Genomic DNA, 20,868 nt, shown 5'->3' with positions numbered 1-20,868 from the left:
CTAGCCGGGAGACGCCGCCGAACCGGCGAGCAGCCCGCCATCGAGCGTGAGCTCGGTCCCGGTCATGTAGGCGCTCTTGCTGCTCGCAAGAAACACAGCCAACGCGGCGACTTCCTCGACCGTGCCGAACCTTTTGAGCGGCGTATCGGCGACCAGCGCCGCCATACGTGCCTCGCGATCGGGTCCGTCACCCAGCATCGGCTCCCAGATCGGGGTCAGGATCGCCGCCGGGTGGATCGAGTTGCAGCGGATCCGCCAGCCCTGCTGGGCCGCATAGAGCGCGACCGATTTGCTGTGGTTGCGGATCGCCGCCTTGGACGCCGCATAGGCGGCGGCACCGGGAATGCCGACGAGGCCGGAGCGCGACGAGATGTTGATGATCGAGCCCTCGCCGCGCGCCTTCATCGCGCGCAGGGCATAGCGGCAACCCAGGAAAGTCCCGTCGCAATTGACCGCCTGCACTGCGCGCCAGTCGGCCAGCGAGGTGTGTTCGGGATCGTGCGGCCCGGGCGAGAATTCGAAACCGGTCACTCCCGCATTGTTGACCATCGTGTCGATCTGCGGCGCATGCTCGGCCAGCGCCTCCCAATCCGCTTCCCGGCGGACATCGAGTTCGAGGAATTCGCAGCCGATTGTGTCGGCAGCGGCTTGCCCGGCGACCGCATCGATATCGGTGAGGATGACCCGCGCGCCCTCAGCGACGAAAGCGGCGCAGATCGCCCTGCCGATCCCGCTGGCGGCACCGGTGACGACGCAGAGTTTGTCGTTCAATTCTGGCATTGCCGCACCTCCGAGCCAAGATTAGCCAAGCGGCGCGGAACTGTCGATCCGGTCCCCCGGATCAGGCGGCAGGATCAGGCGGCGTTGTCGATCCCGAGATCGCCCAGCTTGCGATAGAGCGTCGAGCGGCCGATCCCAAGGCGGCGGGCGACTTCGGTCATCCGCCCGCGATAATGCCCGATCGCCAGCCGGATGACATCGGCCTCGATTTCCTCGAGCGCGCGCAGATTGCCGTCATTGGTGTAGAGCATGACCGCCAGCCCGCGCTGGCGGCTTTCGGCGCGATCATCCATCGCGCCGAGCAGTTCGGAGAGCTGGGGGAAGCTCTCCGCGGTCAGCGATTCGCCGTCGCAGAACACGGCGGCGCGGAACAGCACCGCCTGCAACTGGCGAACATTGCCCGGCCAGTCGTAGACTTCGAGCAGGTTGAGCCCGCTGTCGGCGATCGAATGGTGGCGCAGACCCGGCTGTTCGCCGATCAGGCTGAGAAAATAGCGGGTCAGCGCCGGGATGTCGCCCGCACGCTCGCGCAGTGGTGGCAGTTCGACGAGTGTCCCGTTGAGGCGCTTGTAGAGTTCAGCATCGAATTCTCCGGCCTCGACCAGCGCCGCCAGCGGCAGATCGCTTGCCGCCATGATCCGCAGGTCGATCTTGAAGCCGTGGCTGGCGCCAGTTGGGCGCACCACGCCGGTGGCCAGCACTTCTGCCAGCCGGGCCTGCAATGCAGGTTCGAGCCGGTCGATCTCGTCGAGCAAGAGCGTGCCGCCGTCGCATTGCTGCAGTGCGCCGACCTGCTGGTCGAAAGCTCCGGGAAAAGCGCCCTGTTCATGGCCGAACAGCAGCGATTCGATCGAGCCGGCAGAGGTGGCACCGATCGAGATCATCCGCATCGCCGCCTTGGCGCGCGGGCTCGAATTGTGCATCGCCCGCATGAGCATTTCCTTGCCCGTCCCGGTCTCGCCTTCGACGATGACATGGCAATGCCCGCGTGCCGCGGTGGCTGCCTTGGCGAGAGCGGTGCGGAACGGCGCTGCGCTGCCGACCATGGCGTCGAAATCCAGTGTCGCGGGCATCTTCTCGGCCAGCGGCTGCAATTCGGCCTTGGGCGCTTCGGCGCGGGTGGCGCTGCGCAGCGTGGCCAGCAACCGTTCGGGGGCGATCGGCTTGATCAGATAGTCGGTGGCCCCTGCCCGCATCGCCTCGACTGCGAGCAGCGGCGAGGCGCTGGCGGTGATCATCAGCACCGGAACCGTGGGGCGGCTCGACTTGAGTGCCCGGATCAGATCGCAGGCATCCTCTCCCGGCACCCACTGGTCGAGCAGGATCGCCCCCAAATCATTGCATGCGGGCGTTGCGAGCAGATCGAGCGCTTCTTCGGACGAACCGGCTACCAGCGTGCGCCAGCCCTCGCGCGCGGCGAGAGCGGTGACGAGACGGCATTGCGCCGGCTCATCGTCGATCAGCATCAGGAGACGCGTTTCGCTCTCCGCCATAACCGTTTCCGCCTCGTTCCATGCGCGCCGGAAATTCCCGACGGTGCAGGCGGCTTAGGGGAAATGGGTAAAAAGCGGATTAAGGGTGATGCGACGCGGGCGGGGCTTGAGCGGATGGGCCGGTCACGATAGAGCAGCGGACAACGCAAACATTCCAGCCGGGGTAATACATGGCTTCGCCGCACGACATGAAATCAGCCAACAACACTTATGATCGCTTCATAGGGAGCCTCAAATGGTCGGTTCCGTTGATTTGCTTCCTGGTGCTCGTCGTCGTCATTCTGATCGCGGGTTGATCGCGGCCTAGTGCGCATCGCGGTCCTGAAGGAACGCGCGGCTGGCGAATGCCGCGTCGCCGCAACACCCGAGACGGTGAAGAAATTCATCGCCCTGGGCGCAACCGTCGCCATCGAGGAAGGCGCCGGAGCCGGCGCTTCCATTCCAGACGAGGCTTATCGCGATGCCGGCGGCGAGGTCACAGCCGGGCCGCTGGCGGTCGCGGGTGCGCAGATCGTGCTCGGCGTCCAGGCACCCGATCCGCTCGCGCTGGCTGGCGCGCAGCCAGGCGCGTGGGTGGCGGCGACATTTGATCCGTTCGGCGCGCGCGAGCGAGTCGAAGCCTACGCCAATGGCGGGTTCGAGGCGCTGGCGATGGAATTCATGCCGCGCATCACCCGCGCGCAGAGCATGGATGTGCTCTCGAGCCAGTCCAACCTTGCCGGCTACAAGGCGGTGATCGCCAGCGCCGACGTCTATGGCCGGGCCTTCCCGATGATGATGACCGCGGCGGGCACGGTGCAGGCAGCAAGGGTCTTCGTAATGGGCGTGGGCGTGGCCGGCCTGCAGGCGATCGCCACCGCCAAGCGGCTGGGCGCGCAGGTCTCGGCGACCGATGTGCGCTCGGCCACGAAGGAACAGATCCAGTCGCTGGGCGCCAAGCCGATTTTCGTCGAGAATGTTGCCGGAATCGAGGGCGAGGGTTCGGGCGGCTATGCCACCGAGATGAGCGAAGAATACCAAGCGGCGCAGGCCGAGCTGGTGTCGAGCCATATCGCCAAGCAGGACATCGTCATCACCACCGCGCTCATCCCCGGCCGCGCCGCGCCGCGGCTGGTTTCGGACGCGCAGATCGCTAGCATGAAGCCCGGCAGCGTGATCTTCGACCTCGCGGTCGCGCAGGGCGGCAATGTCGAAGGCTCGGTGGCGGATGAGGTGGTGGTGAAGCACGGCGTCAAGCTGATCGGCTTTGCCAACACCGCCACGCATCTTGCCGCCGACGCCAGCGCGCTGTTCGCACGCAACCTCTACAATTTTCTCTCCGCTTTCTGGGATACCGAGCAGGGTCGGCCCGTGCTCGACGAGGAGATCGGCGACGCGGTCCGGCTGACGCAGGGTGGCAAACTGGTGAACGCGAGGTTGTTGGAATGATGCCAGGCGAGGGTCCTCCGCATCCCTGTTCCGCAGAGGAAAACTAATGGACTTCATTTCAATCCTGTCGATCTTCGTGCTGGCCTGCTTCGTCGGCTATTACGTCGTCTGGTCGGTTACGCCCGCGCTGCACACGCCGCTGATGGCGGTGACCAATGCGATTTCCTCGGTGATCATCGTCGGCGCGCTGATCGCCGCGGCCGAGGCGGGTAGCCCGGCGGCGAAATGGCTCGGACTGGCGGGCGTGGTGCTGGCGAGCGTCAACATCTTCGGCGGCTTTGCGGTCACCGAACGGATGCTGGCGATGTACAAGAAAAAGGAGAAGAAGTGATGGGCTCCTTCCTCCCCACTCGGACGGGTTTGGGTTTTGCCGCCCTTGCGCTTCTCGCTGCGGCCCCCGCGCACGCCGCCACTGGCGAGCCGGTGAACCCATGGGTCGGGCTCGCCTATCTCGTGGCGGGGGTCTTCTTCATCCTCGCACTGCGCGGGCTCTCCAACCCTGCCACCAGTCGCACCGGTAACCGCTTTGGCATGGCGGGCATGCTGATTGCGGTGGTAACGACCCTGGTGACGCATGAGGTCGCCAATATCGTCGAGATCGCCATTGCGATTGCCATCGGCGGGGCGATCGGTTTTTTCATCGCGCGCCGGATCGCCATGACCGCGATGCCCGAACTGGTCGCAGCGTTTCACAGCCTCGTCGGTCTGGCGGCTGTACTTGTCGCGGCGGCGGCTTTCCTGAACCCGGATGCATTCGGCATTCTCGAGGCGAGCGGTAACATCTCCGCGGTCAGCCGCGTCGAGATGATGCTGGGCGCCGCCATCGGTGCAATCACCTTCTCGGGTTCGGTGATCGCCTTCGCCAAGCTTTCGGGCCGGATGAGCGGATCGCCGATCCTGCTGCCCGGACGTCATGTCATCAATCTCGGGACGCTGGCGGCGATCGTCGCCGGGACCGCGGCCTATGCGATGGCGCCAAGCGCGGGGCCGGGCGAGGGCTGGCTGTTCTGGGCGGTGATCGCCGCCGCCTTCGTGATCGGCTTCCTGCTGATCGTCCCCATCGGCGGGGCGGACATGCCGGTCGTGGTTTCGATGCTCAACAGCTATTCGGGTTGGGCGGCGGCGGCGATGGGGTTCACGCTGGGCAACACCGCGATGATCGTCACCGGCGCGCTGGTCGGCTCGTCGGGCGCGATCCTCAGCTACATCATGTGTCGCGCGATGAACCGCAGTTTCCTCTCGGTGATCGCGGGCGGCTTTGGCGCCAGCGATGCGGCAGCGGGCGGTGGCGAACCGCGCGAGCAGCGGCCCTACAAGCAGGGCAGCGCCGCGGATGCCGCCTTCATGCTCGAGCAGGCGGAGAAGGTCATCATCATTCCCGGCTACGGCATGGCGGTGGCGCAGGCGCAGCACGCGCTGCGCGAGATGGGCGAGATGCTCAAGGAGAAGGGCGTCGAGGTCAAATACGCCATCCACCCGGTCGCGGGGCGGATGCCCGGCCACATGAACGTGCTGCTGGCCGAGGCGAACGTCCCCTATGACGAGGTGTTCGAGCTCGAGGATATCAATTCCGAATTCGCGCAGGCCGATGTCGCTTTCATCATCGGGGCCAACGATGTGGTGAACCCCGCCGCCAAGACCGACAAGGGATCGCCGATTTACGGGATGCCGGTGTTCGATGTCGAGAAGGCGAAGCAGGTGTTCTTCATCAAGCGCAGCATGGGCGGGGTGGGCTATGCCGGGGTCGACAATGAAGTCTTCTACATGGACCAGACCATGATGCTGTTGTCCGATGCCAAGAAGATGGTCGAGGAAATCGTCAAGGCGATGGACTGATTGCGATGCGCCGTACGCTTCTCATTATCGTCGTAATCGCGCTCGTAGGCTTGGCCCTTTGGGGCTATTTCGGCGGCGTCGAGGAAGTGACCGAGCGCCGCGTGGAGACTGCGCTGGTCGAGGCGGGAGTGCCTCAGGAGCAGGCGGGCTGCATGGCCGCTCGCATGACTGAGCGGCTGACGCTCAACCAGCTGCGCAAGCTCGAACGGTTGGGCGCGCAGCAAGGCGAGACCCCCGTGCCGCTCTCGCCAGGCGAAATCCTGACCCGGGTGCGCCGGGTCGACGATCCGCAAGCCGTCGAGGTCACCGCGACCGCCGCGGCGATCTGCGCGTTGGGTTTCGGCGGTCGCGCGGAATAGGCCGCGCTTGCATTCCGGCTCCCTTGCGGCACTATGCCGGAAAAAATAGGGGAGATACTGCCATGATCAGACTGATGATCCGTCCGACGATCGCCGCGATTGCACTGGCCTCAACCGCGCCGGTGCTGGCCGCCACGCACACCGTCGCGCCGGGTGAGGATGCTCAGGAACGCCTGCAGGAAGCGCTGATCCTCGCCGAACCGGGCGACGAGATCGTGCTCGAGGCGGGGCGCTTCGCGATGGCAGACGGGCTCAGCCTCGATGTCGACAATGTGACCATCCGCGGCGCCGGGATGCATGCCAGCGTGCTCGATTTCAGCCAGCAGCAGGGCTCGGGCGAGGGACTGCTGGTCACCTCGGACGGGGTGACCTTGCGCGATTTCGCGGTCGAGAACCCCAAGGGCGACGGGATCAAGTCCAAGGGCGCCGACGACATCGTCTATCACGCGGTGCGCGTGACCTGGACCGGCGGGCCCAAGGCGACCAACGGCGCCTATGGGCTCTACCCGGTCGAGAGCACAAATATATTGATCGATGGCAGCGAGGTGTCGGGCGCGTCTGATGCGGGCATCTATGTCGGCCAGTCGAGCAGGATCACGGTGCGCAATTCGGTCGCCACCGACAATGTCGCCGGGATCGAGATCGAAAACAGCCGCGACGCGATCGTCGAGCGGAATTTCGTCAGCCGCAACACCGGGGGCATTCTGGTGTTCGACCTGCCGAACCTGCCGGTGATGGGCGGAGGCAATGTGCTGGTGCGCAACAACCTCGTAGCGGGCAACACCACCGCCAATTTCGCGCCCGAGGGCAATATCGTTGCCAGCGTGCGGCGCGGGACCGGCATCATGGTGATGGCGAACGAAAACGTCTGGATCGCGCAGAACCTGCTCTACGACAACCCGACCGCGCCGATCATGGTGATCGCCTATCCGCTCGAATTCAGCGATCCGCAGTACAATCCCTATCCGCGCGCGGTTACGGTGGCTTGGAACCAGGTCGACGAGGGCGGAAAGGATCCGCAGATCGACGGTGCCGAGCAATTGCTCGTGGCCTTCGGCGGCGCGCTTCCGCCGGTGATGTGGGACGGGCTGGTCGGAGCAGCCGGTGCTCCGCCTCTGGCGGTCCATCCCGAGATCGCCGGCTGGACGCTCAATCTTACCGAACAGGGCCAGGGCATGGCGGGTGCGCGGCCCGCTCCGCTGGCAGTCGGCGCTCCGGGCGGAGCGATTTCGACCGAGGGCTGGGGTGCGGGCGCGGAGCTGGCGGCGCGGATCAAGTGAAACCGGGCGGGATCCTCCTCGCCGCCGCCGTATTGGCGCTCGGTGGTGGCATCGCGGTGCACCCCAAGCGAGGGGCAGCGGAACCGGTGAGGACGGTGAGCGACGCCGCAATCATGGACGGATTGCCGCGCACGCTCGCCGAATACGGGTTTTTCGCCGATGCGCCGGGGCAGCTGCCCGCCGCCGGGGTTACACCCTACCGCCTCAACACACCGCTCTATTCGGACGGGGCGGAAAAGCTGCGCTTCGTCTATTTGCCGCAAGGCCAGCGGCTGACCGCCGACGGCGAGGGGCTGCTGCGGTTTCCGGTTGGATCAGCGCTCATAAAGACCTTTGCTTTCGGCGAGGGCGCGGAGCGACGGCTGATCGAAACCCGCGTGCTTTTGCACCGGGCAGGGGGATGGGAGGCGCAGCCCTATCGCTGGAACGATGACCAGACCGAAGCAGAACTGGCGCTGGTGGGTGGGCGTACGCAGGTGGTGACTCCCGAGGGACAGACGATCAGCTACCGCATCCCCAACAAGAACCAGTGCAAGGAATGCCACGGGCTCGATGGCGCGGTGGTGCCAATCGGGCCCAAGACGCGCAATATGGATGCGCGCTGGCTCGATGCAGTGGTGGGCGAGGTGCCCGCGGGCGCCGATACGCTGCCACGCTGGGAAGACCGCGCGCGGGCCCCGGACGAAGCCGCAGCGCGCGCCTATCTCGACGTCAATTGCGCGCATTGCCACCGCCCCGGGGCGACCGCCTCGAACAGTGGGCTGGATTTGCGCTGGGAGCAGCGCGATCCGCAGGCCTTCGGGGTGCTCAAGCGCCCGGTGGCTGCCGGTCGCGGCTCGGGTGGGCATGAATTCGGGATCGTTCCGGGTGACCCGCAGGCCTCGATCATGGTCCATCGCATGGCAAGCACCGAACCCGGTGTCGCCATGCCCGAGCTGGGCAAGGCGACCGTGGACCGCGACGGGCTGGGCGTGGTTGCACGCTGGATCGAGGGGATGGCGAAATGAAATGGTTCTGGCGCGGGCTCGCGCTGCTGATCGTGGCGATCGCGGTAGCGTTTTTCGTGCTGCGCGTCCCTGACACCGACCCCGAGGCAATGCGCGCGAAATACGGCGGACCGCCGTCGCAATTCGCCGAGCTGGCCGATGGCTCTACCGTGCATTTGCGCGATGAAGGCCCGCGCGATGCGCCGGTCATCGTGCTGCTGCACGGTTCCAACGCCGATCTGCATACCTGGCAAGCCTGGGTGGAGAACCTTCGCGCAGATTACCGCGTCATCCGCTACGACCAGCGCGGCCACGGCCTCACCGGCCCGGCGGCGGACGGCAATTACCGGCGCGAGGCCTTTATTGCCGATGTCGATCTGGTCGCCGATGCGCTCGGTCTCGAGCGTTTCGTGCTTGGGGGCAATTCGATGGGCGGGGCGATCGCGATGGGATACGCGATGGCCCATTCCGAGCGTCTCGAAGGGCTGGTGCTGGTCGATGCCAGCGGCGTCCCGATGGACCACCGCAGCGAAGATGCCTCGGCAGGCGCCAGTGACGATGATGCCGGCGGCAATATCCTTTTCACGCTCGCCCGGCTGCCGGGGATCAATGCGCTGGTCGCCTCGATCACACCGCGCTCGCTGATCGAGCGGAGCCTGTCGCAGAGCGTCTCGAACCAGGCTGTCGTCACCCCGGAAGCGGTCGACCGCTATTGGGAGCTGCTCCGCTACCCCGGCAATCGCACCGCCACGCTGGATCGCTTCGCCATCCCGCGCGAGGAATACGCGCGCGAGAATGTGGCTCGGGTTACCGTGCCGACGCTGGTGATGTGGGGCGAAGAGGATGCGCTGATCCCCTTTTCAGCGGCGGGCTGGTACAGGGACGCGCTGCCCAATGCGCAGCTGGTCCACTACCCCGGCATCGGCCATCTGCCGATGGAAGAGGCGCCCGAGCGCAGCGTGGCGGATCTGCGCGGGTGGCTGGCGGACCGTTCGCTTGCTGTCACCGCGCAGAGCGCTGTGGACAGCGGCGCGCCAGCCCTTGCCGGAACTCGCTGAAACCATAGCCGTTCACACGTCGTAACATGGGGGTGGGATATTCGTGCCCCCGGTAAAGTCGAATACGATCAGGAAGGGCGGGCAGTTTTGCGGAAACTTGGACTGATAGGAGGCATGAGCTGGGTTTCGACCCGCGCCTATTACGATCGGATCAATCGCCATATCCACACGGCGCGCAGTCCAGTCGACAGCGCGCCGCTGTTGATCGAAAGCCTCGAATACGCGCCGCTCTATGCCCTGCGCGAAGAAGCGGACTGGGATCGCGCGGCCAAGACGCTGATCGACAGCGCCCGGCGGCTCGAACAGGCCGGCGCGGGCGCGCTGGTTATCGCTGCCAACTCGATGCACCGCGTCTATGATCGAATTGCCGAGGCGATCGACATCGAGATCATCCACATCGCCGATACGGTGGGTAAAGCGCTGGCCGATGCCAAGATCGAGGATGCGGTGCTGATCGGCACCCGCCCGGTGATGACCGAAAGCTTCTTTCGCCAGCGGATCGTCAAACACGGGGTGAACCTGATCGCCCCCGAGGAAGACGACGTCGAGATGGTCGATTCGATCATCTACAAGGAGCTGATGCTGGGCAAGGTCACCCGCGATGCCGAGCGCGCCTTGAAGACCATCATCACCCGCAAGGAACAGCGCGGCGCGGATGCCATCGTGCTTGCCTGCACCGAGCTAGGGCTGGTGGTGGATACCGATGCCAATGTCCTGCCCGTCTTCGACACCACCGACACCCATTGCCGCGCCGCGGCGGATTGGATCATGGCAGCGTGAGCACTGCGGGATGGGCCCCCGGCCGTGTTGTGCACAGCGCTGCAGCCCGGTTGCCACTCTGTTCCCGTTGAGCGCGGGGCACGCCTGCCATAGTCGCCGCAGGCGATGACGCTTGCCCCCTACGCCGCCGATCCCGCGCACAGCCGCGGCCGCGAATTCTCGCAGGAGAGCGGCACGCGCGGGCCGCGCAGCGCTTTCCAGCGCGATCGCGACCGGATCATCCACTCGATGGCCTTCCGCCGACTGCGCTCCAAGACGCAGGTCTTCATTTCGCCCGACAGCGATTACTATCGCACGCGGCTGACCCACAGCCTCGAGGTGGCGCAGATCGGCCGGGTGATCGCGCGGCTGCTCGGGCTGGAAGAAGACCTGACCGAGGGGCTGTGCCTCGCGCACGATATCGGCCACCCGCCCTTTGGCCATGCCGGTGAAAAGGCGCTGTCCGAGGCGATGGTCGAAGCCGGGGGCTATGACCACAACGCCCATGGCATCCGCGTGCTGGCTCGGCTCGAAAGCCCCTATTGTACCCACGATGGCCTCAACCTCAGCTGGGAAACGCTCGAGGGAATGGCCAAGCACAATGGCCCGGTCGCCGGCCCCAACTGGGCGCTGGCCGAGGTCGATACCGCTTTCCCGCTGGCGCTTGGCGAATGGCCTTCGCTCGAGGCACAGGTTGCCAATGTCGCGGACGATATCGCCTACGATAATCACGATATCGACGACGGCTTGCGAAGTGGCTTTCTCGAACTCGACGATCTGCTGACGCTCGATTTCGTCGCCGATCGCTGGCGCGGGGTGGAGCGGCGCTTTCCCCATGCCGAACACGATCGCAAGCTGCGCGAACTGGTGCGCGAGCAGATCGGCGCGATGGTCAACGACGTTGTCGCCGAAACCGCGGGGCGGGTGAAGGGCGTGGACAGCATCGCCGAGGTGCGTGGCGCAGACGGGTCGCTCGCGGGTTTCTCTGCCGAGATGGCGCAGCACGAGCGGCGGTTGAAAGCCTTCATGTACGACAAGCTCTATTACCATCCCGAACAGCAGGTCACTGCCGAGCGCGCACGCGAGGTGATCGCCAGCCTGTTCGCCGCCTATCGTGCCGACCCCGCTGCGCTCCCGCAGGATCGCCGCGAAACGCTGCCCGCGGCGGAACCGCAGCGCGCGCGGCATATCGCCGATTTCATCGCCGGGATGACCGACCGCTTCGCTATCGACGAATACACCAGGCTCCACGGCAAGGCGCCCGAGGGGCTGACCAATGTCTGATGCGATTCGCGTCGCGCTGGTCGGGGCGACCGGGCTGATCGGGCGCGAGGTCATCCGTGCCTGCGTCGGGCGCGAGGATATCCGCCTTGCGGCGGTCGCGCGGCGCGAAATGCCGCTGCCCAAAGGCGCGCGGATGGAACTGTTCGCCGCCGATCCTGAAAACTGGAGCGAGGTCTTCGAGGCATTGCGCCCGAGCGTGCTGATCTGCGCGCTGGGGACGACCTGGAAGCAGGCGGGCGAGGACGAGGCGGCGTTTCGCGCCGTGGACGAGCATCTGGTGCTCGCCACCGCGCGCGGCGCGCATGCGCAGGGGGTGTCGCGGATGGTGGTGGTGAGCTCGGTTGGCGCCGATCCGTACGCCAAGAACTTCTATCTCAGGGTCAAGGGCGAGGTCGAGCGCGAGCTGGGCAAGATCGGCTTTCAAAGGCTCGACATCTTGCGTCCTGGCCTGCTGCGTGGGCAGCGAGACGGCGACCGTCGCCCCGCCGAACGGCTCGGCATTGCGCTCAGCCCGCTGATGAATGCGTTGCTGCACGGGAAATACCGCCGCTACCGCGCGATCGATGCCGGCGAGGTGGCGCGCGCCGCGCTGGCTCTGGCGCGCAAGCCGACCCGCGCGCGTCTGATCCACGAACACGATGCGCTGCGCCGCGAAGCGCGCGGCCTGCCGATGCCCGAAGCGGGAGAGGACTGACATGGCCTGGGATGCGATATTCGGCGCCGCAAATATGCTCGCCCTGGTCATGTGGGCGGGGCTGATCCTGCTGCCGCGCTGGCCCGCGCTGCTCGCGGCGGTGCTCTATCTCGGTATCGGACTGCTGTGCTTGGCTTATGCGGCGCTGTTGGTTGGTATCGTTTCGGGGGGAATCGAACCGGTCGGCGGGCAATCGCCGTCGCTGGATTTCACCAGCATCGAAGGCGTCCGCGCAATCTTCGCCAGCGATGGCGGGCTGACGGTGGGCTGGATCCACTACCTCGCCTTCGACCTCTTCGTCGGACTGTGGATCGCGCGCGACGGCGATGCCAAGCAGTTCTCGCGGCTGGTCCAGGCGCCGATCCTGCTGGCGACCTTCCTCGCCGGGCCGCTCGGCCTGCTGCTGTGGCTCGCGATCCGCGAAAAAAGGGCCAAGGCGCAGGGGCGCTGGCGTTGACGGAGCGCTGAGGAGCTGGCGCTGACGGGGCTGGACTTGCCGCCGGCAGCAGGCATGATAACCCGCGAGCCGTCCGGACCGAGACGGCACCGGGAGAATACCATGGGCGATCCGTCCACGATGCTGAGCTTCGACGAATACATCCGCCACTGGGCCGCCACCAAACCCGGGGCGGTGGCGCTGGAGGAGGGCGATAAGCGGGCGACATTCGCCGAACTCGAGCGTCGCACCGCACAGGTCGTAGCGCTGTTCCGCCAGCTTGGGGTGGCGCCGGGCGACCGGATCGCCTGGCTCGGCAAGAATGCGAAGCTCTATTTCGAACTGTTCTACGCCGCCGGGCGCTATGGTGCGGTTATGGTCCCGATCGGCTGGCGGCTCGCCGCGCCCGAAATTGCTTTCATTCTCAAAGACACCGGGGCGAAGGTCCTGTTCATCGGTCCCGACTGCGACGAGGCGGCGGCCGCGGCCTGTGCCGGGCTCGACAATCCACCGCAAAGCGTCGCATTCAAAGAAGCCTGCATTGCGATCGACACCGCCAAGCCGGTCCAATTCTCCCCCGCCGCGCCCGACGATCCCGTGCTCCAGCTCTACACCAGCGGCACCACCGGCAACCCCAAGGGCGCAGTGCTGTCGAACCGCAACCTGTTCGCGCTGCGCCAGCCGGGTGAACGCGCCGGGCTGGCCTGGGCGGTGTGGGACGAGGACGAGGCGATCCTGATCGCAATGCCCTGCGCGCATATCGGCGGAACCGGGCTCGGGGTCATGGCGATGGGCGCCGGCGCGCGAGCGATCGTCCAGAGCGAGTTCACTCCCGAGGGCGTGCTCGAGGCCTTCGAACAAGGCGCGACGCGGATGTTCATCGTCCCCGCCGCGCTGCAGATGGTGGTCCAGCACCCGCGCGCGCAGACCACCGATTTCTCCGCGGTCAAATACGTATTCTATGGTGCCGCGCCGATCCCGCTCGACCTGCTGCGCGAGGCGGTGCGGACGATCCCCAACGCCGGTTTCGTCCAGTGCTACGGCATGACCGAGACGACCGGCACCATCGCGGCGCTGCCGCCCGGCGATCACGATCTGGCGGGCAACGAGCGAATGCGCTCGGCGGGGCACGCGGTGCCCGGCACCGAGCTCAAGATCGTCGGTGAGGACGGGGCCGAGCTGCCCTGCGGTCAGGTGGGCGAACTTGCGGTCAAATCGCCTTCCAACATGATCGGCTACTGGAACCTGCCGCAGGCGACCAGGGAGGCGCTTCAGGACGGCTGGATGCACACCGGAGACGCCGCCTATATGGACGAGGACGGCTATGTCTTCATCCAGGACCGGATCAAGGACATGATCATTACAGGCGGCGAGAACGTCTATCCCGCGCAGGTCGAGAGCGCGATCTACGGCCATCCCGCGGTCGCGGAAGTTGCAGTGATCGGCGTGCCCGACGAGCACTGGGGCGAGGCGGTCAAGGCCTGCATCGTGGCGAAACCGGGCGAGGAGGTCGACCCCGAGGCGATCATCGCCTGGACGCGCGAGCGGCTGGCGGGGTTCAAGGTGCCCAAGTCGATCGATGTCATCCCCGCGCTGCCGCGCAACCAGTCGGGCAAGATCCTGCGCCGCGAATTGCGCGCGCCCTATTGGGAAGGGCGCGAGCGGCAGGTCAATTGAGCGAGCCCGTGAAACGCCACGCCCCCGCCACCCAGCGCAACGCCGGCCCGATCGCCGAAGTTATGGCGCGAGAACTGCCCGCCACCGGGCTGGTGCTCGAAGTGGCGAGCGGGACGGGCGAGCACGCGGTGTTTATGGCGCGGCGCTTTCCCGATCTGGTATGGCAGCCGAGCGATCTCGAGATCGAGGCGCTGGCCTCGATCGACGCCTATGCTGCGGAGGCGGGGCTGGCAAACCTGCTCCCGGCGGTGGTGTTCGATGCCGCACGAAGCGATCCGCCGATCGCGAGGGCCGACGGTGTGGTGTGCATAAACATGGTCCATATCAGCCCGTGGGAGGCGAGTATGGGCCTGTTCCGCGCTGCCTCGGCGCTGCTGGAGCATGGTGCGCCGCTGGTCCTGTACGGGCCTTACCTGGAGGACGATATCGAAACCGCGCCATCGAATGTGGAGTTCGACCGTTCGCTCAAGGAGCGCGATCCGCGGTGGGGCCTGCGCAATTTGGCGGCGATGGATCGTCTCGCTGCCGAGCACGGGTTCGAGCGAACCAGGCGCGTGGCGATGCCGGCGAACAATCTGGTGCTGGTCTATCGCCCGAGCGGGACCGAGCGCTAGCCTCGCCTCATCCGCCCAATCCCGAAGGGCATGGGCTCGTCTTTTTTGCGTGGCACCCTCGGCGACCGCTGGCTAAGCCCCGTGTCGATGAACAATTCCCCAGCCCCCTCGACTTACATCCTGACCCTGTCCTGCGAGGACCGGGTCGGGATCGTTGCCGCCGTAACGGGGCACTTGGCTCAGCTTGGCGGCTTCATCCTCGACAGCCAGCAATACGCCGATCTCGAGGCGGAGCGTTTCTTTCTGCGGGTCGAGTTCAAGGATACCCGCGAGGCGGATACTGAAAGGCTTGGAGATCTTCGCGCGGGGTTCGTCGCCATCGCCCGGCAATTCGATCTCAGTTGGGAGCTGCTGGCGTCGTCCCACAGGCCGAAGCTCTTGATTGCTGTTTCGAAGGGGAGCCACTGCCTCAACGACCTGCTGCATCGCTGGCAAACCGACAATCTGCCCGTCGACGTCGTCGGAGTCGTGTCGAACCACCCCGATCTGCGCCGTCTGGCGGAGTGGCACGGCGTTGCCTATCACCACCTGCCCGTCAGCGCGGAGAACCGCGAGGAGCAGGAGCAAAAATTGATGGCACTATTCAACGAAAGCGGTGCCGAGCTTCTCGTTCTTGCGCGCTATATGCAGGTATTGTCGCCTGCATTGATCGAAAAAATGGCGGGGCGGTGCATCAACATCCATCACAGCTTCCTGCCCAGCTTCAAGGGCGCACGGCCATACCATCGCGCGCACCAGCGCGGTGTGAAGCTGATCGGCGCGACCGCCCATTTCGTCACCAGCGAATTGGACGAAGGCCCGATCATCGAACAGGATGTCGAACGAGTGGACCATCGCTGCACCGAGCAGGATCTCATCAGATTGGGGAGGGATATCGAAGCGCGGGTGTTGGCGCGTGCGGTTCGCTGGGCCGCCGAACGGAGAGTATTCCTGAACGGTGCTCGTACGCTCGTCTTCCGGTGAATGCTCGACGAGACCGGGGGAGGACCAAAATGAAACGCCCGCCAGCACTGGGCTGACGGGCGGTTTTTAACTCAGCAATGGGACGGGGTCAGATTGCCCGGTCGCCAGCCTCGCCGACCGATTCGATGTCCTGGCCGACACCCTTCACCGTGTTGCAGGCGGTCGCGGAAAGCGACATGGCGGTAAGGCCGAGGGCGATGAGAATCTTGCGAACCATGAATCAGTCCTTCCGGAAGGGTTGACGAATATGCGTCTTCAAAGCCGCAACGGCTGAACCAGGGTCGGGTTCCCGCGATGCGATCGTCGTTGCTTTGCATCGGTCGCTGTGAACCCCATATGCACCGCGATGAAACTTCCCGACGTTCTGATGTTCGCCAGCGATGCCGAACTGCTCGCCAGCGCTGGCGTCGTCCTGCTCGTGCTGGCGGCCATCGCATCGCTGATGGAGCGGCGGCGAATGCGACGGGTCGCGCTCCACCATGTCGGATGGGTACCGTGGACCGGGATATTCCTGACGCTGGCAATTATCGGAGGCGGGCTGCTTTCGGTCGCGGTTCCGGCGATCCTGACCGCCTAGGCAATTCTCAGAGGCAGGCTTCGAGATAGGCCTGGTCGAAACCGAACTGGCGCGCCTTCTCGAGCGTGTAGGGGCGCAGGCCCGAGGAGCGGAATTCGCCCATGATCTTGCCGTCTTCGCCTTCCTCGAGATATTCGAATTTGAACAGTTCCTGCGTCACGATCACGTCGCCTTCCATCCCGATCACCTCGGTGACGTTGGTGGTGCGGCGCGAACCGTCGCGCAGGCGTTTGACCTGAACGATCAGATCCACCGATTCGGCGATCTGGCGGCTGATGGCTTCCTTGGGGATCTTGATGTCGCCCATCAGGATCATGTTCTCCATCCGGCCCAACGCCTCGCGCGGGCTGTTGGCGTGGAGGGTGCACATCGAGCCATCGTGGCCGGTGTTCATTGCGGCGAGCAGGTCGAAACATTCCGCGCCGCGGATTTCGCCAAGGATAATCCGATCGGGGCGCATACGCAGCGCGTTCTTGACCAGATCGCCGATGGTGATCGCGCCTTGGCCCTCGAGATTGGGCGGGCGGGTTTCGAGCGGCAGCCAGTGCGGCTGCTGCAGGCGGAGTTCGGCGGCATCCTCGATCGTCAGCACGCGCTCGCCCGGGTCGATCATCTTCGACATGGCGTTGAGCATCGTCGTCTTGCCCGAGCCGGTACCGCCCGAGATGACGATATTCATTCGGCAGGCCCCGGCAATCTTGAGCGCGGTGCACATTTTCTCGCTCATCGAGCCGAAGCCTTTGAGCATGTCGAGCGTGATCGGTTTTTCGGAGAATTTACGGATCGAGAGCGCGGTGCCGCGCAGCGAAAGCGGCGGAACGATGACGTTGACGCGGCTGCCATCCTTGAGACGGGCATCGGCGAGCGGGGTGGTCTGGTCGACCCGGCGGCCGACCTGATTGACGATGCGCTGCGCGATCTGGAACAGGTGCTGTTCGTCGCGGAAGCGGATCGGCGCCATCACCAGCTTGCCGTTCTTTTCGATATAGGTCTGGTCGGGACCGTTGACCATAATGTCCGAGATATCGGGGTCGTTGAGCAGTTCCTCAAGCGGGCCGAACCCGAGCAGCTCGTCGACCAGCACCTTCTCGAGCGCGAATTGCTCGCGGCGGTTGAGCGTGACTTTGAGCTCGGCCAGCACTTCGAGGATGATCGGGCGGAATTCCTCGGACAGTTCGTCCTTGGTCAGCGTGGCTGCGGCTTCGGGATCGACACGTTCGAGCAGGCGCGGGAGCACCTGTTCCTTAATCTTGTGGACGCTGGCTTCGAAGCCGCCGATATCCGCTTCATTGGCGTGGACAGCATTCGCGCGATCGGACAAGCGCGCCATTGCGGCGTTCGACTGGGCGTTGCCACCACCACCGGGCGAGGGCACATCCTCGTCGGGCAACGGAGGGAACTGGTCGCCCGCATCTTCGGCTTCGGGCTGGTTTTGCGAGGGCGTCGGAGAGCCGCCACGCATGGGCTTGGCCACGCCGAACTGCGGACGTGCACCGGGGTTCATTCCCCCGGGGCCGTTTTTCCGTCCGAATGCGCTCATTAACTTGAACCCCCGCGGTAAGTCGTCATAGGTCGAGCCCGTCCCTGCGCTGGCGTGGAGAACGGGTCCTTGAGAAGCGTGGTGAATAAGTCGGAAAGCTTGATTTTTCCCTAATTTCACGGCCATGCGACAATCTGGACCGGCGGGCTGCGGCCTTTTGCTTGCAGGGCGTTCTGCAAGGCGCTCGGGCCCGTTGCCATTCCTCCCAATCCACAGGACCATCCGATCCCATGCAGCAGGACGAACGCAGCGGACTGTTACTCGCGCTGAGCGGCTTCGCGCTGCTGTCGGTGGGCGATGCGATCATCAAGACGATGGCGGGTGAATGGTCGCCGCTGGCGGTGGCCGCGCTGCGCTTCGCGATTGGCGCGACGGCGCTGTCGGCGCTGCTGCTGCTGACCGAGGGGCCTGCCGCCTTCCGCCCCACGAAGCCCTGGCTGCAAGTGGCGCGCGGAGCGTGTCTGGCGGGCGCGACGCTGTGCTTCTTCTCGGCGATCTTCGTGATGCCGCTGGCCGATGCGATGGCGATCGCCTTCGTCTCGCCGATTTTCGTCTCGCTGTTCAGCGGGCCGCTGCTGGGGGAAAAGGTTCGCCCGGTGGTGTGGCTGGTCTCGCTGGTGGCGCTGGGCGGGGTGGCGCTGATCCTGCGCCCCAACCTCGCCGAGCTTGGAATCGTGGCGCTCCTGCCGCTGGCTTCGGCTTTCTTCTTCGCGCTGATGGTGGTGGCCAATCGCTCCAGCGCCGGTCAGGGCAGCGCGCTGTCCATGCAGGCCTTTATCGCGCTGTGGGCGACACCCTTCCTCGTCGTCGCCGCGCTGATCGGCGATCGCAGCTCGATGGCATCGCTCGAGATCGGCATGCCCGACTGGACGGTGGTGGCACGCTGTGCCCTGGTCGCGGTCACCGCCAGCGCGGCGCACTGGATCGCCTATCTGGGTACGATGCGAGCCGGGGCCTCGACCATCGCGCCGACCACCTATGTCCAGATCATCGTCGCCACCACGCTGGGCTATCTCATCTTCGGCGATGTGCCCGATGCGCCTACTCTGGCAGGCGCGGCGATCGTGGTCGGGGCGGGGCTGTTCCTGTGGTGGAGCACCCCCAGGCGGGCGAAGTAATTGCTTAGGGCACAATAGGCGTTAGAGCGGCGGCTGATCGAACTCGGTATCAAAGGCGGACCAATTTATGTGTGGTATTATCGGCATCGTGGGCAGCGGATCGGTCGCGGGCCGGCTGGTCGATGGCTTGAAGCGGATGGAATACCGCGGCTACGACAGCGCCGGGATCTGCACGATCCACGAGGGCGATCTGGTCCGTCGCCGTGCGCAGGGCAAGCTCGCCAATCTGGTTGCCGAGCTCGCAGACCGGCCCGCGCCGGGCGATATCGGCATAGCGCACACCCGCTGGGCCACCCACGGCGCGCCGACCGAGGACAACGCGCACCCGCACGCGACCGAGCATGTCGCGCTGGTCCACAACGGCATCATCGAGAACTTCAGGGAATTGCGCGAGGAGTTGCGCGCCGCCGGGCGCCACTTCACCAGCGAGACCGATTCCGAAGTGGTCGCGCATCTGGTCTCGCGCGAGGTCGAGGGCGGAGCGAGCCCGCAGGAGGCGGTCAAGACCGTACTGCCGCGGCTGCGCGGCGCCTTCGCGCTGGCGATCGCCTTCCGCAGCCATCCCGACATGCTGATCGGTGCGCGGCGCGGTTCGCCGCTGGTGCTCGGGTACAGTGAGGATGAGATGTTCCTGGGCTCCGATGCGCTTGCGCTGGCGCCGCTGACCCAGCAGATCGCCTATCTGGAAGAAGGCGACTGGGCGGTGGTGCGCCGCGAGAGCGTCGAAATCTTCGATGCCGAGAACGAGCCGGTCGAGCGTGAGATCACCACTTCGGGCGCTTCGGCCGCTGCGGTCGAAAAGGGCAATTACCGCCATTTCATGCAGAAGGAGATTTTCGAGCAGCCGACCGTGGTCGCGCAGACGCTCGGCTCCTACCTGCGCCAGGCGGACAATTCGATCGCGCTGCCGCAGTTCGATTTCGACATCTCGAGCATCCGCCGGGTTACCATCGTCGCCTGCGGCACTTCCTATTACGCCGGCATGGTGGCGAAATACTGGTTCGAACAGTTTGCCCGCGTGCCGGTCGATATCGATGTCGCGAGCGAGTTCCGCTATCGCGACCCGGTGCTCGAAGAGGGCGGGCTGGCGCTGTTCATCAGCCAGAGCGGCGAGACCGCCGACACGCTCGCCGCGCTGCGCCATTGCAAGGCGAATGGCCAGACCATAGCGGTGGTGGTCAATGTCCCCACCAGCAGCATGGCGCGAGAGGCCGATTTGTTGCTGCCGACCCACGCCGGCCCCGAGATCGGGGTCGCCTCGACCAAGGCCTTCACCTGCCAGCTCGCGGTGCTCGCCGCGCTCGCCGCGCATATGGCGGTGAAGAAGGGTCTGATGGACCGCGAGGAGGAGGCCGATGTGGTCGCCCACCTGCTCGAGGCGCCGGCCTCGCTCAACGCCGCGCTCGATCATGACGAGGATATCGCCGCGATGGCGCATCTGATCGCCCCGGCGCGCGATGTGCTTTATCTCGGCCGCGGGCCGGATTTCCCGCTGGCGCTGGAAGGCGCGCTCAAGCTCAAGGAAATCAGCTACATCCACGCCGAGGGCTATGCGGCCGGCGAGATGAAGCACGGGCCGATCGCGCTGATCGACGATCAGGTCCCGGTGGTGGTGCTCGCGCCGTCTGGCCCGCTGTTCGAGAAGACCGTCTCCAACATGGAGGAGGTGCGCGCGCGTGGCGGGCAAGTGGTCTTGATCTCCGATGCCGAGGGGCTGGCGCAGGCGGGCGAGGGGTGCATCGCGACGATCGAGATGCCAAGCGTCCACCCGCTGATCGCGCCGCTGGTCTATGCGATCCCGGTGCAATTGCTCGCCTATCACGTCGCCTGTGTCAAAGGCACCGATGTCGATCAGCCGCGCAATCTCGCGAAATCGGTGACCGTGGAGTAATTTCCGCACAACCAGATCTGCAGGCGGTAATTCAAACGCTTCCAGCTACCTGCCAGTTTCTGTGCGCGGGGGACGCGATCGCCCGGTATCCTTTA

Annotated in this window: 21 protein-coding genes; 17 read left to right on the top strand and 4 right to left on the bottom strand. The window is 65.6% G+C overall.

Translation table 11 applies throughout. The features are described 5' to 3' along the window. Both A9995_RS01575 and A9995_RS01570 read right to left on the bottom strand, forming a co-directional pair. Nucleotides 1–780: an SDR family NAD(P)-dependent oxidoreductase gene (locus A9995_RS01575; protein WP_067608193.1), complete on the bottom strand. Its 780-nt coding sequence runs from the start codon at nt 778–780 to the stop codon at nt 1–3. Between the two features lie 74 nt (nt 781–854). Continuing rightward, a complete protein-coding gene (locus A9995_RS01570) occupies nt 855–2,273 on the bottom strand; it encodes a sigma-54 dependent transcriptional regulator (RefSeq protein ID WP_067608190.1) in 1,419 nt (472 codons plus the stop codon). Between the two features lie 306 nt (nt 2,274–2,579). Between A9995_RS01570 and A9995_RS01565 the strand changes: the two genes are divergently transcribed. From A9995_RS01565 to purU, 14 genes are all read left to right on the top strand, one after another. After that, nucleotides 2,580–3,701, top strand: a complete 1,122-nt coding sequence (locus tag A9995_RS01565; protein WP_067608187.1) for an NAD(P) transhydrogenase subunit alpha — start codon at nt 2,580–2,582, stop codon at nt 3,699–3,701. Between the two features lie 46 nt (nt 3,702–3,747). Continuing rightward, entirely contained in the window at nt 3,748–4,032 is a 285-nt protein-coding gene (locus A9995_RS01560; RefSeq protein ID WP_047806364.1) for an NAD(P) transhydrogenase subunit alpha, read from the top strand. Beyond that, nucleotides 4,032–5,537 (top strand): NAD(P)(+) transhydrogenase (Re/Si-specific) subunit beta, encoded by a 1,506-nt coding sequence (locus A9995_RS01555; protein WP_067608184.1) that lies wholly within the window; start codon nt 4,032–4,034, stop codon nt 5,535–5,537. The genes A9995_RS01560 and A9995_RS01555 overlap by 1 nt, the downstream gene beginning before the upstream one ends. Nucleotides 5,538–5,542: 5 nt before the next feature. Next, nucleotides 5,543–5,896, top strand: a complete 354-nt coding sequence (locus tag A9995_RS01550) for a hypothetical protein (protein WP_067608181.1) — start codon at nt 5,543–5,545, stop codon at nt 5,894–5,896. 62 nt (nt 5,897–5,958) lie between these two features. Next, the gene (locus A9995_RS01545; RefSeq protein ID WP_369815791.1) at nt 5,959–7,176 is read left to right on the top strand and encodes a parallel beta-helix domain-containing protein; all 1,218 of its coding nucleotides are present in this window, start codon (nt 5,959–5,961) and stop codon (nt 7,174–7,176) included. Then, nucleotides 7,173–8,183 (top strand): SO2930 family diheme c-type cytochrome, encoded by a 1,011-nt coding sequence (locus A9995_RS01540; protein ID WP_067608178.1) that lies wholly within the window; start codon nt 7,173–7,175, stop codon nt 8,181–8,183. Before A9995_RS01545 ends, A9995_RS01540 begins: the two co-directional genes overlap by 4 nt. Next, the gene (locus A9995_RS01535; RefSeq protein WP_067608175.1) at nt 8,180–9,220 is read left to right on the top strand and encodes an alpha/beta fold hydrolase; all 1,041 of its coding nucleotides are present in this window, start codon (nt 8,180–8,182) and stop codon (nt 9,218–9,220) included. Before A9995_RS01540 ends, A9995_RS01535 begins: the two co-directional genes overlap by 4 nt. Before the next feature lie 87 nt (nt 9,221–9,307). Further along, entirely contained in the window at nt 9,308–10,000 is a 693-nt protein-coding gene (locus tag A9995_RS01530) for an aspartate/glutamate racemase family protein (RefSeq protein WP_067608172.1), read from the top strand. 105 nt (nt 10,001–10,105) lie between these two features. Then, entirely contained in the window at nt 10,106–11,263 is a 1,158-nt protein-coding gene (locus A9995_RS01525; RefSeq protein ID WP_067608169.1) for a deoxyguanosinetriphosphate triphosphohydrolase, read from the top strand. Then, nucleotides 11,256–11,957: an NAD(P)H-binding protein gene (locus tag A9995_RS01520; RefSeq protein ID WP_067608166.1), complete on the top strand. Its 702-nt coding sequence runs from the start codon at nt 11,256–11,258 to the stop codon at nt 11,955–11,957. The genes A9995_RS01525 and A9995_RS01520 overlap by 8 nt, the downstream gene beginning before the upstream one ends. 1 nt (nt 11,958) lies before the next feature. Beyond that, a complete protein-coding gene (locus A9995_RS01515; RefSeq protein WP_067608164.1) occupies nt 11,959–12,414 on the top strand; it encodes an ABA4-like family protein in 456 nt (151 codons plus the stop codon). A gap of 102 nt (nt 12,415–12,516) precedes the next feature. Then, nucleotides 12,517–14,070, top strand: coding sequence for a long-chain-fatty-acid--CoA ligase (locus A9995_RS01510; protein WP_067608161.1), 1,554 nt, complete (start codon nt 12,517–12,519; stop codon nt 14,068–14,070). Continuing rightward, entirely contained in the window at nt 14,067–14,684 is a 618-nt protein-coding gene (locus A9995_RS01505; protein ID WP_255360132.1) for a DUF938 domain-containing protein, read from the top strand. Before A9995_RS01510 ends, A9995_RS01505 begins: the two co-directional genes overlap by 4 nt. Before the next feature lie 87 nt (nt 14,685–14,771). Then, nucleotides 14,772–15,647, top strand: coding sequence for a formyltetrahydrofolate deformylase (purU, locus tag A9995_RS01500; protein ID WP_067609435.1), 876 nt, complete (start codon nt 14,772–14,774; stop codon nt 15,645–15,647). An 88-nt stretch (nt 15,648–15,735) separates the two neighbouring features. Here the strand turns inward: purU and A9995_RS01495 are convergent, their stop codons facing one another. Beyond that, a complete protein-coding gene (locus A9995_RS01495; RefSeq protein WP_067608155.1) occupies nt 15,736–15,864 on the bottom strand; it encodes an entericidin A/B family lipoprotein in 129 nt (42 codons plus the stop codon). Between the two features lie 129 nt (nt 15,865–15,993). Between A9995_RS01495 and A9995_RS01490 the strand changes: the two genes are divergently transcribed. Beyond that, nucleotides 15,994–16,224, top strand: coding sequence for a hypothetical protein (locus A9995_RS01490; RefSeq protein WP_067608152.1), 231 nt, complete (start codon nt 15,994–15,996; stop codon nt 16,222–16,224). A gap of 7 nt (nt 16,225–16,231) precedes the next feature. Here the strand turns inward: A9995_RS01490 and A9995_RS01485 are convergent, their stop codons facing one another. Then, nucleotides 16,232–17,764 (bottom strand): CpaF family protein, encoded by a 1,533-nt coding sequence (locus A9995_RS01485; protein ID WP_067608149.1) that lies wholly within the window; start codon nt 17,762–17,764, stop codon nt 16,232–16,234. Nucleotides 17,765–17,994: 230 nt separating this feature from the next. On the opposite strand from A9995_RS01485, the gene A9995_RS01480 reads away from it, so the two are divergent. Both A9995_RS01480 and glmS read left to right on the top strand, forming a co-directional pair. Continuing rightward, a complete protein-coding gene (locus A9995_RS01480) occupies nt 17,995–18,882 on the top strand; it encodes a DMT family transporter (RefSeq protein WP_067608145.1) in 888 nt (295 codons plus the stop codon). A gap of 67 nt (nt 18,883–18,949) precedes the next feature. Further along, complete coding sequence (gene glmS, locus A9995_RS01475; RefSeq protein ID WP_067608142.1) at nt 18,950–20,773, top strand: glutamine--fructose-6-phosphate transaminase (isomerizing); 1,824 nt, start codon at nt 18,950–18,952, stop codon at nt 20,771–20,773. Nucleotides 20,774–20,868 lie beyond the last annotated feature (95 nt).

Source organism: Erythrobacter sp. QSSC1-22B (assembly GCF_001678665.1).
Classification (GTDB): Bacteria; Pseudomonadota; Alphaproteobacteria; order Sphingomonadales; family Sphingomonadaceae; genus Qipengyuania.
This window is presented reverse-complemented; position numbering and strand designations above follow the sequence as displayed.